Source organism: Bradyrhizobium sp. SZCCHNS3052 (genome assembly GCF_032484495.1).
GTDB lineage: Bacteria > Pseudomonadota > Alphaproteobacteria > Rhizobiales > Xanthobacteraceae > Bradyrhizobium.
The window spans coordinates 84,374-99,988 of record NZ_JAUETB010000013.1; the positions used below are offsets into that span (position 1 = coordinate 84,374).

A 15,615-nucleotide genomic window follows, 5' to 3' on the forward strand; every position below is an offset into this window, starting at 1 on the left:
GCCATGGTCTATCGGCGAACCCATCAGGTCGTGAAGCGGCTGGCGGCCCGCCGCAGTGCGATTCTCGCAGCCGCTCGCGAGACTGCTGCGGAAGGCGGCATGTCGGCCGTCCAGATCGCCCCGGTGGCGATCCGTGCCAATGTCGCAGCCGGCACCGTCTATCGCTACTTTCCTTCCAAGGCCGATCTGATCTCGGAGCTGATCGCGGAAGTCTCGCGCGACGAACTCGCTGCCGTCCGGCGCGCCGCCGATGCCGCGCCCGGTCCGTCCTCGGCCCTGGCTGCCGCGGTATCCACGGTGGCAGTGCACATCCTGTCGCAGCGCAAGCTTGCCTGGGGTATCCTGGCCGAGCCGGTCGACGTCGACGTGACGGCGTCACGGATCGCGAGCCGCCGCGAGATCGTCGGCGAGATCGCCTCGCGGATCGACGCGGCCGTCCGTGCCGGCCACCTTCCGGCGCAGGACACCCAGTTGGCCGCGACCGCGCTGCTCGGCGCGCTGCACGAGGCGCTGGTGGGGCCGCTGGCGACCGAGAATCCCGACGACCCTGCCAAACTCCGCGACACCGTTCAGGCGGTCACCCTGCTGGCGCTGCGCGCGGTCGGCGTCATGGATGCGCGTGCGCGCGGTCTCGTCGTGCAGGCCGTGCTGCCGGTCAGGAGCCTGGTCGGCGCGTAGTCCGCGTCACCCGTGCCTGTCGGGCAATGCCGCGCTTAAGCAAGGATTCACCCGTCGCGGCGATGGTGGGGGCTGGCGCGCTGCGAGAGGCCGCCCTTGCCTCACTCCAGGTGTCTCCTCGGACGATGTCGATTGCACGCAACCCTCTGGCGACGCGCCTCGTCATCGCCGGATCGGCCGCCGCCGGCGCCGTCTATGCGTATCTCGCCGGCGAGGATATCAACTGGGACTGGCAGAACTATCACGACTATGCCGGCTTCGCGCTGCTGCATGGTCGCTTCGATGTCGATGTGGCGCCCGGCGGCTTTCAGAGCTTCCTCAATCCGCTGATCTACCTGCTGCCTTACGCGGTCCGCCACGGGCTCGATGCGCCGTGGTGGGGCGTCGCACTGGGCGCGCTGCACGGCCTCAATCTCGCGCTGGTCTATTGGGTCGCCCGCGTGCTGCTCCGGCGCGCGGCTGACGCGTTCACGCTCGGCGCCGCGCTCATCATCGCCGCCCTCAGTCCGATGGCGCTGTCCGAGGTCGGCACCAGCTTCGCCGACATTCTCACGACCATTCCGATCCTCGCCGGCATCGCGCTGATCTTCGGGGAGGACGATGAGCGCGGCCGACGTTTCGTCGCCGCTGGCCTGCTGATCGGCGCGGCCACGGGATTGAAGCTCACCAATGCGACGTTTCTGGTCGGAGCGGGCGTGTCGCTGCTGCTGGTGGCGCGGCCGTGGCGCGCGATCGTCGCGTTCGGGGCCGGCAGTGCGGCCGGCGCGATCGTGACCGCGGGGCCGTGGGCGCTGAAGATGGCGCGCGACTACGGCAGCCCGCTGTTTCCATTCTACAACACGGTCTTCCGCTCGCCCGAAGCGCCGCAGATCTCGATCGCCGATACGCGCTTCATGCCGTCCGGCGTGCTCGATGCGCTCGCCTATCCGTTCTACTGGGTGATCGGCAAGCATCCCTCGTCGGAATGGCCGTTCCGCGATCCGCGTTTCGCCGTCGTGATCGTGCTGCTCATCGCGCTGATCGTCACCGGCCTATGGCAGCGGCGTGAAGTGCTGCCGCTGCGCGAGCGGCGCCTCCTGATCTTCTTCTGGCTCAGCTACGTCCTGTGGATGCTGGCCTTCTCGATCCAGCGCTATCTGATGCCGCTCGAGCTGTTGTCGGCGCCGCTGATCGTGCTGCTGCTCATCCGCCTGGTCGATGCTTGGCGTGCAGACGCTGGGCCGGTCGCGTCACCATCGCGGCGGATGACGCAGGCCGTCACGGTGATGGCCGCGCTCGGCATCGCGCTGGCGTCGCAGCCGACCGACTGGATGCGGCGGTCGTGGTCGGACCCCTATCGGCCGCAGCTCGCGGCCAACCTGCAGCGTCCGGCGACATTCCTGCTGCTGCAGAAGCCGCTCGGCTACGTCACGTCGTTCCTGCCACAGGGCTCGCGCGTCTATCAGTTGTCCGAGCTCGTGGTGCCGATCGTGCCTGGCGGCGTGCTGGACCGCCGGGTTCGCAACGGCCTCGCCAACCCGCTGCCGGGAGGCGTATGGGCGCTGTATCTGTCCAGAAGCCCGGCCGACAACCCGCCGCGGCTCGAGGTGCTCGCCGACTACGACCTCCAGATCGATGCGTCGCGTGGCTGCGAGCGCATTCCTGGCGCCGCCGGCATTGCCATCGAGGCCTGTCCGGTGATCGCGCGGCTCAAGCCCCCGTCCACGGCCGGATTGGGCGCGATCGATACGATCCAATAGGTCGTCTCAGATATGGGCGTCGCTCGACGGCCCGACATAGGCGATCCGCACCATGTTCGTGGTGCCGGGCGTGCCGAGCGGCACGCCGGCGACGATGATGACGCGCTGCCCGGCGCGGACGAAGCCGTCGCGGAACGCGATCGAGCCGGCGCGCTCGACCATGTCGTCCTGGTCGCGCGCGTCCTCGGCCACCACGCAGTGCACGCCCCAGACGACCGACAAGCGGCGCCCGGTCGCCAGATTGGGCGTGATCGCGACCACCGGCGGCTTCGGCCGCTCGCGCGCGACACGGATGGCGGTGGAGCCGGACGAGGTCCAGCAGATGATCGTAGGAAGATCGAGATTTTCGGCGATCCGCCGCGCGGCCTCGGCGATCGCATCGCCCGCGGTCGATTCCGGCTCGGGACGCTGCGCCGCGATCACCGAGCGATAGACCACGTCGCGCTCGACCTCCTCGCCGATGCGGTTCATGGTCGACACCGCCTCGACCGGGTATTTGCCGGCGGCCGACTCGGCCGACAGCATGATGGCGTCGGCGCCTTCATAGACGGCGGTCGCGACGTCGGAGACCTCGGCGCGGGTCGGCACCGGCGACTGGATCATCGATTCCAGCATCTGCGTCGCCACCACCACCGGCTTGCCGGCGCGGCGCGCCAGCCGGGTCATCTGCTTCTGCAGTCCGGGCACGCGCTCCAGCGGCAGCTCGACGCCGAGATCGCCGCGCGCCACCATCAAGGCATCGGAGACATCGATGATGTCGTTGAGCCGGTCGATCGCCTGCGGCTTCTCGATCTTGGACATCACCGCGGCGCGGCCGCGGATGATCTTCTTGGCTTCCAGCACGTCGTCGGCGCGCTGCACGAAGGATAGCGCGATCCAGTCGATGCCGATGTTCAAGGCTGCATCGAGGTCGGCGCGGTCCTTCGGCGTCATCGCCGAGACCGGCAGGTCGGTGTCCGGCAGGCTCACGCCCTTGCGGTCGGACATCCTGCCGCCGATCACGACCCGGGTGACGGCGCGGGTCGGCGAGGTCTCCTCGGCGATCAGCCTCACCTTGCCGTCATCCAGCAGCAGCGCATGTCCCGGCTGCAGGGCGGCCAGGATTTCCGGATGCGGCAGGTGGACCCGCGTCACATCGCCCGGCGTCTTGTCCGAATCGAGCACGAAGCTCTGGCCGTTGTTGAGCTGAACCGGGCCCTCGGCGAAGGTGCCGAGCCTGAGCTTCGGGCCCTGGAGGTCGACCAGAATGCCGATCGGGCGGCCGTAGCTCGCCTCCACGCTGCGGATCGTGGCCACCAGCTCCCGCAGCTTGTCGTGCGAGGTGTGGCTCATGTTGATCCTGAAGATGTCGGCTCCGGCCTCGAACAGCTTGCGAATCATCGTGCTGTCCGAGGAGGCGGGACCGAGCGTGGCGAGGATCTTGATGCGTCGCAGCCGCCTCATGGCTTGGGTGCTTGTCCTGGCGGCAGGGCCGGCGCGGCCGCCGGCGGCGTGCCCTGCGGCCCATTCGGCAGACCGGGGACGTTGCCTCCGGGCCCGAGCGTGCCCGGGATACCTGGAACGCGCTGCTGCGCCGGCTGCTCATTGGCCTCCGTGAGCTGCACGGTCCAGGCACGCTGGTCGCCGGTGTCGACCTCGAAGAAGCCGGTGCGGTCGAAGCCTCGGGCCAGGCAATTGTCGGTGCCCTTGATGGTGAATTCCTTGTCACGCGAGCACATGAAGGCCTGTCCCGACCATTCACCGCCGCGGTCATAGTCCAGCGCATAGATGTAATAATAGCGCGCCACCAGCGTGCCCTTGAGCAGCGTCTCGCAGCTGCGTGACGACACGTTCCACCAGCCTTCCGTGGTCCAGCCTTCGGCGTCCTTGTAGCCGAGGGCGATCCCGACCCGGCTGGAGGTGTTGTTGCAGAGCCGAAAATCGGCGGCCGCCGGGGACGACCACAGACAGAGCGCGGCCAACCCAAGCAGCGAAAGCAGTCCGTAACCGGGGCGGAAGGGATTGCGATGCAAGAGAGAGGAGATTTTCGGGATCATTGCGCGACGCTATATCAACCGTTGAACGATGTCGCTGGGCTTGGCTGCGGCTGTCAACGTCATGACGATCTCGTGCGAAGCCGCTGCGATCCAGCGCCTCGCTCCTCCTGACGGTGCTGCGATATGGCCAAATCTGCGACGAAGCCTCATTATATAGCAGACATCCGTCACGGCGCGGAACAGGGAACAAAGAGATGACGATGGACAGCACCACCCGGACCGAGCTCGAAGCCGCCGCCTTTCGCCGGCTTGTCGAGCATCTGCGGACCAGAACCGACGTTCAGAACATCGATCTGATGAATCTGGCAGGCTTCTGCCGCAACTGCCTCTCCAACTGGCTGAAGGACGCCGCCGACGCCCAGGGGGCACCAATGACCAGGGACGAGAGCCGCGAGGCGGTCTATGGCATGCCCTACGAGCAATGGAAGGCGAAGTACCAGCGCGAGGCGAGCGCCGAGCAGCACGAAGCGTTCAAGAAGGCGCATCCGGGCCACTGAATCCGGAACGAGCGCGCAGGAGATGCGCTGTGTTGCCCTGCGCGCGCGAGTCCAGACTTGGCAGGGGCTTCGAACGGCGAATCGGGTGCTGCGCGCGATGGCGACGAAACACAAGTGGCGCGGGCGGCTTGCGCGGGCTTGACGCTGCGCAGGCCAACAAGATGTGGGCGCTCTGTGGATGAGGTCGATGTCGCCTTGACGCAGGGCACGCCAGATTTGAGGGTCGCGGCGAACACGCAGCGCCCTTTGGCGCCTTCCTTGGACACAGAGTTCCACTCAGGAGTATCAGATGGCCACCTCCGCCGCCGCGAAGGACGACGACTCGCCCGCGACCCGCTTTGCCGTAGACCAGCTCAAGTCGATCATCGAGCGGATCGAGCGTCTCGAGGAGGAGAAGAAGGCGATCTCCGAAGACATCAAGGACGTCTACGCCGAGAGCAAGGGCAATGGCTTCGACGTCAAGGCGCTGCGCACGATCATCCGGCTGCGCAAGCAGGACCCGAACGAGCGCCAGGAAGAGGAAAGCATCCTCGAGACCTATATGCAGGCGCTCGGAATGATCTGAGCAGCCGGCCTCGCTCACCAGCAGGAGACCTCCGCCGGCCCCTGACGGGGCATTCGCTTTCTCGCGATTCGGCTCGGCGCGCCGGCGGCATGCGCGTGCTGCGGCGATCGACGCCGCACTCCAAACGCGTCAATGCTGAGGAGAACGACGAAGCCGGCCGCCTCGGCGTCAGCGCAAGGCTGCCGCGCGCATGGCGAAGGATTTGGTTTCGAGCTTGATGATCGCCGGCCCTGTGAACTGGTCATAGCTCAGTCCCGGCGTCGGCTCGGCGGCGAAGCTCATCGCCAGCGCGACCTGCGGCTTGACGAAATAGCTGCGCATCACGGTGAGGTCGACCTCGCCCATTTTCGTCACGGACATCGATGACGATGCGCTCGGCGTCAGCATGATGGCCCGCATCCAGGTCGAATCGGGGCCCTTGGCCGCGGAGATTCGCGTCGCCATCGTGATGGCGCCGTCCTGACCTTGCCCGTTCTTCGCGGCCACCGGGGCGGGCTCCGGCGCCGGCGTGACGCTGCGGGTCGCCGGGCGGGAGTTTCGCACCGGGATGGCGGTCGTGGAGGCGGCATTGGCGCGATCGAGCGGAGAGGAGGCCGGGGGCGCGAAGGCCATGGCCTGCATCAGGCTCGCGGTCTGTTGCTGATCGATCGACGACAGCGCACGGCGCGCCGTGATCGCGGCAACCTGCTCGGGGGTTGCCTGCTTCGGCGTCCCAGGATTGTCACCCCAGAAGCCGCGCGAATTGATGATGTCGGCGACGCTCTGCGGCGCGCCGTCCCTGGATTTGCTGCCGACAGCGCCCGTCGTTTCGGACTTCGTCTCGGGCCTGGTCGCCACGGGCTGAGCGGCAGATTGCGCATCCGCGGAGGCCAACTGCAGCGCATTGGCGATCTTGCCACGCGCGGTGGCGGCTTTGCTGTCCACCGCTCGCTCGGCGGTCCGGCTGTCCTTGTCGGAGCTCTTGTCAGCCGGCTTGGCGGCGAGTGCCGCGGTTTGGACCGGTTTGGCGTCGGCCTTGCTCTCGCTCTCGCCAGACTCGTCGTCATCCTCGCTCGGACGACCGCGGAACAGCCGTGCAAACAGGTTGGGGCGGCTGGACGACGCGTCATCGCCATTGCCGCGTTTCTCGATCTCGGCCTTCGCCAGCTCATAGCCCTTGAGCGGAACGCCGTTGCTCGGCACGTGAACAGTCTTTCCGTCCGGGAAGACGCGGGCAAGCTGGTCAGCCGTCATCCGCGGCCAGTGCCGGATGTTGCCGGTGTCGAGGTGCACGAAAGGCGAGCCGGAGGTCGGATAGAAGCCGACACCGCCGCGCTGCAGGCGCAGGCCGGCGAAGCGGATCTGCTCCAGCGGCACATTGGGAATGTAGAAATCCATCGCGTGGCCCAGCATGTGCTGGCTGTGCCGCGCCACACCGGAATGCGCCGAGCGACGGCGCAGCATCGAATTGGTGGCGGGCGACCGGTACGACGAGATGATCTGGATCGGCTGCTTGGCGTCGACGTCGCGATAGACTTCCCAGAGGATGTCGAACAGGCGGCGGTCCATGATCGTCTCGTCCTGGGTACGCCAGTCGCGGAGGAAGTGATTGAGCTTCTTCAGCGCGTCTTCGTCATAGCGGCCCTCGCGCTTGAAGGTGACCGTCAGGTCCTCGCCGGAATGGGTGTGGTGGAAGGAGAGGGTGTGGGTTTCATTCAGCGCCGCTGCGTCATGCACCGAGCCGGCGCCGATGAGCAGCAGCAGCGCCGCCAGCCCGCATTGGCATCCAGCCTTCCAACCCGCCCTCGTGAGCGAAACAGATTGGCGCGCGAAAACAGACAGCAAGATGCAGCCCACCCCGTCGACGAGCGTTTACTCGATTACCCTCTTGCGGCCCGTCCGGCGGAAGAGAGAGGAAACGCTTACCTAAGGCGGGATGGTTAAGGGATACTGACCGGCCCGCCCCCCAATTACCCTTAACATATACTCTTGAGTGTGGCGAAAAAGAGCCATCGAATCTTGGTTGATCCTTGTGGTTAACCTAAAGCAAAGGCCCCGCCGATCGGCGAGGCCTTTGATCTCCAAACGGAAATTGTGACCGTGATTGGCGGCCTGATCAGCGGGTGAAGACCCGCCGGGCAGGACGGCCGACCGGCGCCGGCGGCGTCGGCGGGCCACCGCCACCGAACAGACGCTCGAAGAAGTTCGGGCCGGAGGAGAAGCTGTTGTCGCTGAGGCTGACCGAGTTCGGCAGCGCCCCCTTCGGACGCGCGTAGCTGGGTTGGGCGTGGGCGACGACGTTCTCGAGATCCTTGCCGCGGTTGTTCTTCAGGATCGCGATCATGGTGGCGTCGCGGCCATAGATGTCCTTGCGGAATTGCAGCTTGCCGGCATCGTCGACGAAGGCGGTCTGGTAGGTGATGTTCACCGGGATCGGCGTCGGGAATTTCAGGTCGATCTCGCTCCGGCCGTACATGCTGCGGATGCGCTCTGGCGTGTAGCGCTCGTTCGGCATGGTGATGTTGAGCAGCACCGACGCGTACTGATCCGGATACTGCACGCGCATGCAGCCGTGGCTGAAGGCGCGCTCGTCACGGGCGAACAGGTTCTTGTCCGGCGTGTCGTGCTGATAGACCAGGAACTTGTTCGGGAAGTTGAAGCGGATGCGGCCGAGCGCGTTGGCCTCGCCCGGCGGCTGCGAGATGTGGATCGAGCCGTCGCGCGCGCGCTCCAGCCGCAGGCCCATGCGGTCCAGCACGGTCGGGTCCTGCTGCAGCGCCGGCAGATACTCGTTGTAGATGATCGACGGCGGCACGTTCCAGGTCGGATTGACCGTGATGAACTTCATCGTCTCGCTGAGCAGCGGCGTCGCATGCTGCCCGGGCTTGCCGGTCACCACGCGGGTGGTCCACACCTGCGCGCCGTGTTGCATCACCTTCAGCGTGTAGTCGGGAATGTTGAGGATCACATAGGCGTCGCCGATCGCAGGCGCGCCGAGGTCGCGCGGCAACCAGCGCCAGCGCTCCATGTTGACGAGGACCGTATCGATCTGCTTGTCACGCTTGGGCGTGTTCAGCGCCTTCACGGTGCGGTCGTCGAGCACCCCGGTCGGCTTGAGGTCGACACTCTCCTGGAACTTGCGAACGGCGGCGGCGACCTTGGCGTCGTAGCGGATGTCGTCGGCATTCTCGGTGAGACCGAGCTTGGCGCGCAGCTTGGGCACGCGCGGGTCGGACATCTGCGCCTCGGCTTCCTGCGCATTCTTGCCGCGGGCCGGGGTGTATTTCAGCGGCTGGCCTTCGTCGATGATGACGGGTGCGCCGTCGGTGACGCCGCGCAGCTCGGCAAGCTTGGCCTTCAAGAGCTTGTAGAGCCGGTGCGGCGGGTTGTAGCTCTCCAGCGCCGCGGAGGCGTCCTTGGCGCCGGTGACGTTGGCCAGCACCTCGTTCGGGTCGATCGGGTGCTCGGGATACTGGATGTCCGCCGAGACCTGCGACCAGTGCATGCGGCCGCTCTGCGCCTGGCGGGCGTAGTCCATCATGCTCTCGGTGAGCCTGAGATCGGCCTCCGCCAGTGCGTCCGGTGCGGAGGCTGCGGCCGCGAAGTCCGGCACCGGATAGTCGCCGGGATTGAGGCCATCGGCCGCTGCATCCTTGAGACGGGCGACGACGCCCTTCGCGGCGGCCGTCAGGTTGCCGCCCTGGGTCCAGATCGGCGCGTAGTCGCGGCCGGTGTAGAATTTCTCGACGGCGGCGCGTTCGGCCTTGCGGTCGAAATACCTTGTCGCCTTGGTCGCCATCAGGTCGCGCAGACGGTCGGCAACCGGCTGATCGGCGGCGGGAACGGTGCTGGCGGCCTTGACCGGCTCTGGGACTGTCGCGGTCGCAGGGGCTGCTGCAGGCGGCGTGGCGATGGTCTTGGCGGGATCGGCCGCAGGCGCCGCGGCAGAGTCGAGCGGCTTGGTCGTCGTCTCCGGCGCCTTGGCCGGGTCGGGCGACACGGTGGCGGTGGTGTCGAGTTTGAAGTCGCTGGCGGTCGGCGGCGGCACGTTGGCCGGCTCGGGGAACGGGATCGCAGCATCGATGGCGAGCTCGGCCGCGCTGCTGCGGGGCGGATCGCTCTGGGCGAAAGCAGAGGTCGAGGACACCGCGAGGAAGGTCGCCGCGACAGCCATGAGCACGCGGTCATATCCGCCACGGGTGGTCACACAATCTCGCATCGTCAATCCCTCGGATGATCTGTCCCGGCTGGAACAGGTGTAACAAGGTCGATCTGCCAGCTTCGGCGTCGGTACCGCCGGTGAGGATGGTTCACGTCTGCACGCAATGATTCACGCCCAAACGATACTCAAGCCCCACTTCTGCGGCCAGCGCCACACGGGACAACTCACGACAAACTGACTCTTGGGAAACCCCGGCCAAACCGATCGTGCGTTTGTGCCACGCGTTATTTCCTTTGTCTGTCACCGCAAGGCAACGGTTCAGATGTTCCAGTGTTGCCAAGACTTGCGGCCTTTTTCGGACGACAGCCGAGCGCGACCATGGTGAGGATCCGAGCGGCTCAGCCAAGCGGCGGGCTTTCCGTCGCGGGCGTCTCGCCATTGGCCTCGTCGAGCTTGCGGTAGAGCGTCGAGCGTCCGATTTTGAGGCGGCGCGCCACCTCAGACATCTGGCCGCGGTAATGGGCGATGGCGAAACGGATGATCTCATGCTCCATCTCCTCGAGCGGCCGCACCTCGCCGCTTGCGGTGAGCAGCGGCAGGAACCCATGCGAGGGCAGGGGGGCAATGGGGACTTCACTCCCCGGCACCATCGCAGGCAGGGGAGGAACGGGCCGCTCCACGGTGAGGGCCGGCGCAGGCTCCACCGGCGGCGCGTGGGTGGGAATCAGCGGAAAATCGGCAACGCCGAGCTGGTCGCTCTCGCCCATGACGACGGCGCGGTAGACCGCGTTTTCCAGCTGGCGGATATTGCCGGGCCAGTCGAGCTTGGTCAGATAGGCGACGGCCTCGCCGGTGATGCCCGAAATGGCGCGGTTCTCCTCAGCCGCAAACCGCGCGAGGAAATGCCGCAACAGATGCGGGATGTCCTCGCGGCGGGTGCGCAGTGGCGGAACGGTGAGCGGCAGCACATGCAGCCGGTAGAACAGATCCTCGCGGAAGTGGCCTTCCTTGACGCGGTCGAGCAGCCTGCGATTGGTCGCCGAGATGATGCGCACGTCGACCTTGACCGGCTTGCGGCCGCCGACGGCTTCCACGGCGCCCTCCTGCAGGGCGCGCAGCAGCTTGACCTGGGCGGTGAGCGGCAGCTCCGAGACCTCGTCGAGGAACAGCGTGCCGCCATGGGCTTCGACGAACTTGCCCATGTGACGCTCGGTCGCGCCGGTGAATGCGCCCTTCTCGTGGCCGAACAGGATCGATTCCACCAGATTGTCCGGGATCGCGCCGCAATTGACGGCGACGAACGGCTTCGTCTTGCGCTCGCTGGTGCCGTGGATCGCGCGGGCGAACAGCTCCTTGCCGACGCCCGATTCGCCTTCGATCAGCACGGGAATCGACGAAGCCGCGGCCTTCTCCGCGATGCGCAGGATCGGCGCCATCGCCTCGGCGCGGGTGATGATGTCCGCGAAGGTCAGGCGCCCCTCGCGGCTGTGCCGGATGCGCTGCAATTCGCCCTTCAGGGCCGAGGTATTGAGCGCATTGCGCAGGGAGACCTGGAGCCGCTCGATGCCGACCGGCTTGACGACGAAATCCTGCGCGCCGGCGCGCATCGCGGAGACCACGTTGTCGATGCCGCCATGCGCGGTCTGCACGATCACGGGTATCGAGATCCCCGTCTCGCGCATCTTGGAGAGCACGCCCATGCCGTCGAGGCCGGGCATCACGAGGTCGAGCACGATGGCGTCGATGGGGCCGGCATCAGGATTCGTCAGCTTCTCGATGACGGCGTCGCCGGTCTCGACGACGACCGCCTCGTAGCCGCATTTCTGCACCATGTTCTCCACCAGCCGGCGCTGGACCGGATCATCATCGGCAATCAAAATGCTGGCAGCCATGGCTTTCCTTGCACGCTACGACTATCTGTCTCGAATCGGGGCACTCTCGCCGACGCCGATTAACGCAACCTTAAACCTCGCTGATCGGGATAAACGTTCGAACAACAGGTTACCCATCCGATGACCTCGCGCGCCTCTTCTGCCCTTCGCAAGCCGACCAAAGCTGCTCCTCCGCCCAAAACCGCGTCAAAGACTGCCAAGGCCAAGCCGGCCAAGAAGTCCGTCGTCAAGACTCCGTCGAGGCAGGCAGCCGCCAAGACCAAGCGTGGCGCGACGGCCAAATCGTCTGCAAAGCCGGCGAAGAAGGTGGTCGCGGCCAAGACGGGGATCGGGACGCTGCCCGAATGGAATCTCGGCGATCTTTATATGGGCATCGACGCGCCGGAGATCGCTCACGATCTCGCGAAGATGGATGCCGAATGCGTCGCGTTTGAGACCGACTACAAGGGCAAGCTTGCCGAGCATGTGGCGCGCGAAGACGGTGGCGAATGGCTCGCAGAAGCCGTGCGGCGCTACGAGGCCATCGACGACCTCGCCGGACGGCTCGGCTCCTTCGCGGGTCTCGCGCATGCCGGCGACAGCGTCGATCCCGCGATCTCGAAATTCTACGGCGACATCTCGGAGCGCCTGACGGCCGCGTCGACGCATCTGCTGTTCTTTCCGCTCGAGCTCAACCGCATCGACGACGCCGTGATCGCGCGCGCGATGGAGACGCCCGCGCTCGGTCACTACCGGCCGTGGATCGAGGATCTGCGCAAGGACAAGCCGTATCAGCTCGAGGATCGCGTGGAGCAGCTGTTCCACGAGAAGTCGCAGACCGGCTATTCGGCTTGGAACCGGCTGTTCGACCAGACCATCGCCGGTCTACGGTTTCAAGTCGGTGGCAAGGAACTCGCGATCGAGCCGACGCTGAATTTCCTGCAGGACCGTGACGGCGCCAAGCGGAAGGCCGCCGCCGAGGCGCTGGCCAAGACCTTCAAGGCCAATGAGCGAACCTTCGCGCTGATCACCAATACGCTCGCCAAGGACAAGGACATCTCCGACCGCTGGCGCGGCTTCCAGGACGTTGCGGATTCGCGCCATCTCAACAATCGCGTCGAGCGCGAGGTGGTCGATGCGCTGGTGGCCTCGGTGCGCGCGGCCTATCCGAAGCTGTCGCATCGCTACTATCAGCTCAAGGCGCGCTGGTTCAAAAAGAAGAAGCTCGCGCATTGGGACCGCAACGCGCCGCTGCCCTTCGCCGCCAATGCCACCATCGCCTGGCCCGAGGCCAAGAACATGGTGCTGACGGCGTATCGCGGCTTCTCGCCCGAGATGGCCGACATCGCCCAGCGCTTCTTCGACCAGAGCTGGATCGATGCGCCGGTGCGGCCGGGCAAGGCGCCGGGCGCGTTCTCGCATCCGACCACGCCCTCGGCGCATCCCTATGTGCTGATGAACTACCAGGGCAAGCCACGCGACGTCATGACGCTCGCGCATGAGCTCGGTCATGGCGTGCACCAGGTGCTGGCAGCGAAGAACGGTGCGCTGATGGCGCCGACGCCGCTGACGCTGGCCGAGACCGCGAGCGTGTTCGGCGAGATGCTGACCTTCAGGCGCCTGCTGTCCGAGACCAAGGACGCGAGGCAGCGCCAGGCGCTGCTCGCCGGCAAGGTCGAGGACATGATCAACACGGTGGTGCGGCAGATCGCGTTCTATTCGTTCGAGCGTGCTGTCCACACCGAGCGCAAGAACGGCGAACTGACCGCGGAGCGGCTGGGACAGATCTGGCTGTCGGTGCAGACCGAGAGCCTCGGCGAGGCGATCGAGATCAAGCCGGGCTACGAGAACTTCTGGATGTACATCCCGCATTTCATCCATTCACCGTTCTACGTCTACGCCTATGCATTCGGGGACTGCCTCGTGAACTCGCTCTACGCCGTCTACGAGCATGCCGCCGAGGGGTTCGCCGAGCGCTATCTGGCGATGCTCGCGGCCGGCGGCACCAAGCACTATTCGGAGCTGCTCGCCCCGTTCGGCCTGGACGCCAAGGACCCCAGGTTCTGGGACGGTGGTCTCTCGGTCATCGCCGGGATGATCGACGAGCTGGAGCGGATGGGGTAGGGGCGTATAACATGTGTTGAACGGGTCGAAGAGGCGCGCCGGCGAGGCCAGCCTGACGCGCTGGATCCGTGATAATTGGCCTTGCCAATAGGGCGATCGGAAAAGGTAATAAAACTGCCTTGCATGCCAGCCGTTGCCCTTGCATCGGCTTTGGGGTATGCGACCTTAACAAAGCATATTTTCTCTGGGGGACCCCGATGGCAAACCATGGCGAGATCGCCTACTCGACGGCTGACGGCAACGACTATCTGGCGCATGAGGCCACCTACGAGGGCTTCATCAGGCTGGTGAAGTACGGCACGATCGGCGTCGCTCTCATCGTCATCTTGATGGCTATTTTCCTCGCTTAATGTCGCGATCGGCCCGCCGGCATCCCCGCTGGCGGGCCTTCAGCTGACTGCCGAAGCCGATTGCTGACCAGGCGTCACGCTGTAGCCCATGGACGTCCCGCCCTCTTAAAGCTCGCGCGCGCATTCGCGCCGGAGGCCTCATGAAGATTGCCGTCGCCAAGGAAATCGACCCGTTGGAGCCGCGGGTCGCCGCCTCTCCCGACACGGTGAAGAAGTTCAAGGCGTTGGGTGCCGAGATCGCGGTCGAGCCCGGCGCCGGCATCAAATCCGGCCTGCCGGATTCGGAGTTCACGGCGGCGGGCGCAACCGTGAGCGCCGATGCGCTCAAGGACGCCGACATCATCATCAAGGTGAAACGGCCGGAAGCCTCCGAGCTTGCCAACTACCGGCGTGGCGCCTTGGTGTTCGCGATCATGGATCCCTACGGCAACGATACCGCGCTCAAGGCGATGGCCGATGCCGGCATTGCCTCGTTCGCGATGGAACTGATGCCGCGCATCACCCGCGCCCAGGTGATGGACGTGCTGTCGAGCCAGGCGAACCTCGCCGGCTACCGCGCCGTGATCGAGGGCGCCGAGGCGTTCGGTCGCGCCTTCCCGATGATGATGACCGCGGCCGGCACCGTGCCGGCGACCAAGGTCTTCGTGATGGGCGTCGGCGTCGCCGGCCTGCAGGCAATCGCAACCGCGCGCCGGCTCGGCGCCATGGTCTCCGCCACCGACGTGCGCCCCGCCACCAAGGAGCAGGTGGAGAGCCTCGGCGCCAAATTCCTGGCGGTCGAGGACGAGGAGTTCAAGAACGCGCAGACGGCCGGTGGCTACGCCAAGGAGATGTCCAAGGAGTACCAGGCCAAGCAGGCGGCGCTGACGGCGGAACACATCAAGAAGCAGGACGTCATCATCACAACCGCGCTGATTCCCGGCCGTCCAGCGCCGCGCCTCGTCACCATGGAGATGGTGAAGTCGATGCGCCCGGGCTCGGTCCTGGTCGACCTCGCGGTCGAGCGTGGCGGCAATGTCGAGGGCGTCAAGCTCGGCGAGACTGTCGAGATCGACGGCGTCAAGATCATCGGCTACCCCAATCTCGCCGGCCGGGTCGCAGCGTCCGCCTCCGGCCTGTACGCCCGCAACCTGTTTTCCTTCATCGAGACGATGATCGACAAGAAGGAAAAGACACTGGCGGTCAACTGGGACGATGAGCTGGTCAAGGCCACGGCTTTGACAAAGGATGGCGCCATCGTCCACCCGAACTTCCAGCCGAAGGCCTAAGGAGCAGAGCCATGGAACATGTCGTCCAAGCCGTCGACCCCTTCGTCTTCCGGCTGTCGATCTTCGTGCTGGCGGTGTTCGTCGGCTACTTCGTGGTGTGGTCGGTGACGCCGGCCCTGCACACGCCGCTGATGTCGGTGACCAATGCGATCTCCTCGGTGATCGTGGTCGGCGCGCTGCTGGCGGTCGGCGTTCCCATGCTCTCGAGCGGCAGCGGTCTGGCGCGAGCGTTCGGCTTCGTCGCGCTGATCTTCGCCTGCGTGAACATCTTCGGCGGCTTCCTCGTCACCCAGCGCATGCTGGCGATGTACAAGAAGAAGTCCAGGTAACAACGCCGCACGACGCG

General features: G+C 66.1%; 13 protein-coding genes. 8 read left to right on the forward strand and 5 right to left on the reverse strand.

Going from position 1 to position 15,615, the window contains the following annotated elements; genetic code table 11:
• Positions 1-3: 3 nt before the first annotated feature.
• Both QX073_RS29000 and QX073_RS29005 read left to right on the forward strand, forming a co-directional pair.
• Complete coding sequence (locus QX073_RS29000) at positions 4-678, forward strand: helix-turn-helix domain-containing protein (RefSeq protein ID WP_315717573.1); 675 nt, start codon at positions 4-6, stop codon at positions 676-678.
• Positions 679-803: 125 nt separating this feature from the next.
• On the forward strand, positions 804-2,417 hold the full coding sequence (locus tag QX073_RS29005; RefSeq protein ID WP_316226766.1) for a glycosyltransferase family 87 protein: 1,614 nt from the start codon (positions 804-806) through the stop codon (positions 2,415-2,417).
• 6 nt (positions 2,418-2,423) lie between these two features.
• Here QX073_RS29005 and pyk read toward each other — a convergent pair whose 3' ends face one another.
• Positions 2,424-3,860, reverse strand: coding sequence for a pyruvate kinase (gene pyk, locus QX073_RS29010; protein ID WP_315717571.1), 1,437 nt, complete (start codon positions 3,858-3,860; stop codon positions 2,424-2,426).
• Positions 3,857-4,453 carry a DUF1036 domain-containing protein gene (locus tag QX073_RS29015; protein ID WP_315717570.1) on the reverse strand — a complete coding sequence of 199 codons (597 nt, stop codon included), beginning with the start codon at positions 4,451-4,453 and terminating at the stop codon, positions 3,857-3,859. The genes pyk and QX073_RS29015 overlap by 4 nt, the downstream gene beginning before the upstream one ends.
• 194 nt (positions 4,454-4,647) lie before the next feature.
• Between QX073_RS29015 and QX073_RS29020 the strand changes: the two genes are divergently transcribed.
• Positions 4,648-4,950 (forward strand): DUF1244 domain-containing protein, encoded by a 303-nt coding sequence (locus tag QX073_RS29020; protein WP_315717569.1) that lies wholly within the window; start codon positions 4,648-4,650, stop codon positions 4,948-4,950.
• A gap of 289 nt (positions 4,951-5,239) precedes the next feature.
• Positions 5,240-5,515, forward strand: coding sequence for a DUF2312 domain-containing protein (locus tag QX073_RS29025; RefSeq protein WP_008961835.1), 276 nt, complete (start codon positions 5,240-5,242; stop codon positions 5,513-5,515).
• 168 nt (positions 5,516-5,683) lie between these two features.
• Here QX073_RS29025 and QX073_RS29030 read toward each other — a convergent pair whose 3' ends face one another.
• From QX073_RS29030 to QX073_RS29040, 3 genes are all read right to left on the reverse strand, one after another.
• Entirely contained in the window at positions 5,684-7,339 is a 1,656-nt protein-coding gene (locus QX073_RS29030) for a DUF882 domain-containing protein (protein ID WP_316226767.1), read from the reverse strand.
• A 271-nt stretch (positions 7,340-7,610) separates the two neighbouring features.
• The gene (locus tag QX073_RS29035; protein WP_316226789.1) at positions 7,611-9,668 is read right to left on the reverse strand and encodes a murein L,D-transpeptidase; all 2,058 of its coding nucleotides are present in this window, start codon (positions 9,666-9,668) and stop codon (positions 7,611-7,613) included.
• A 386-nt stretch (positions 9,669-10,054) separates the two neighbouring features.
• Entirely contained in the window at positions 10,055-11,548 is a 1,494-nt protein-coding gene (locus tag QX073_RS29040; protein WP_316186040.1) for a sigma-54 dependent transcriptional regulator, read from the reverse strand.
• A 120-nt stretch (positions 11,549-11,668) separates the two neighbouring features.
• On the opposite strand from QX073_RS29040, the gene QX073_RS29045 reads away from it, so the two are divergent.
• The 4 genes from QX073_RS29045 to QX073_RS29060 all read left to right on the forward strand — a co-directional run bounded on the left by QX073_RS29045 (position 11,669) and on the right by QX073_RS29060 (position 15,598).
• Positions 11,669-13,651 carry a M3 family oligoendopeptidase gene (locus QX073_RS29045; RefSeq protein WP_316226768.1) on the forward strand — a complete coding sequence of 661 codons (1,983 nt, stop codon included), beginning with the start codon at positions 11,669-11,671 and terminating at the stop codon, positions 13,649-13,651.
• 197 nt (positions 13,652-13,848) lie between these two features.
• Positions 13,849-14,001: an aa3-type cytochrome c oxidase subunit IV gene (locus QX073_RS29050; RefSeq protein ID WP_315717565.1), complete on the forward strand. Its 153-nt coding sequence runs from the start codon at positions 13,849-13,851 to the stop codon at positions 13,999-14,001.
• Between the two features lie 140 nt (positions 14,002-14,141).
• Positions 14,142-15,269, forward strand: a complete 1,128-nt coding sequence (locus QX073_RS29055; protein WP_315717564.1) for a Re/Si-specific NAD(P)(+) transhydrogenase subunit alpha — start codon at positions 14,142-14,144, stop codon at positions 15,267-15,269.
• A gap of 11 nt (positions 15,270-15,280) precedes the next feature.
• Positions 15,281-15,598: a proton-translocating transhydrogenase family protein gene (locus tag QX073_RS29060; RefSeq protein WP_315717563.1), complete on the forward strand. Its 318-nt coding sequence runs from the start codon at positions 15,281-15,283 to the stop codon at positions 15,596-15,598.
• Positions 15,599-15,615 lie beyond the last annotated feature (17 nt).

Excerpts from the sequence above, each read along its gene's own strand:
- QX073_RS29000 (WP_315717573.1), top strand. The coding sequence starts at position 4 with ATGGTCTATCGGCGAACCCATCAGGTCGTGAAGCGGCTGGCGGCCCGC.
- QX073_RS29005 (WP_316226766.1), top strand. The coding sequence starts at position 804 with ATGTCGATTGCACGCAACCCTCTGGCGACGCGCCTCGTCATCGCCGGA.
- pyk (WP_315717571.1), bottom strand. The coding sequence starts at position 3,860 with ATGAGGCGGCTGCGACGCATCAAGATCCTCGCCACGCTCGGTCCCGCC.
- QX073_RS29015 (WP_315717570.1), bottom strand. The coding sequence starts at position 4,453 with ATGATCCCGAAAATCTCCTCTCTCTTGCATCGCAATCCCTTCCGCCCC.
- QX073_RS29020 (WP_315717569.1), top strand. The coding sequence starts at position 4,648 with ATGACGATGGACAGCACCACCCGGACCGAGCTCGAAGCCGCCGCCTTT.
- QX073_RS29025 (WP_008961835.1), top strand. The coding sequence starts at position 5,240 with ATGGCCACCTCCGCCGCCGCGAAGGACGACGACTCGCCCGCGACCCGC.
- QX073_RS29035 (WP_316226789.1), bottom strand. The coding sequence starts at position 9,668 with ATGGCTGTCGCGGCGACCTTCCTCGCGGTGTCCTCGACCTCTGCTTTC.
- QX073_RS29040 (WP_316186040.1), bottom strand. The coding sequence starts at position 11,548 with ATGGCTGCCAGCATTTTGATTGCCGATGATGATCCGGTCCAGCGCCGG.
- QX073_RS29045 (WP_316226768.1), top strand. The coding sequence starts at position 11,669 with ATGACCTCGCGCGCCTCTTCTGCCCTTCGCAAGCCGACCAAAGCTGCT.
- QX073_RS29050 (WP_315717565.1), top strand. The coding sequence starts at position 13,849 with ATGGCAAACCATGGCGAGATCGCCTACTCGACGGCTGACGGCAACGAC.
- QX073_RS29055 (WP_315717564.1), top strand. The coding sequence starts at position 14,142 with ATGAAGATTGCCGTCGCCAAGGAAATCGACCCGTTGGAGCCGCGGGTC.
- QX073_RS29060 (WP_315717563.1), top strand. The coding sequence starts at position 15,281 with ATGGAACATGTCGTCCAAGCCGTCGACCCCTTCGTCTTCCGGCTGTCG.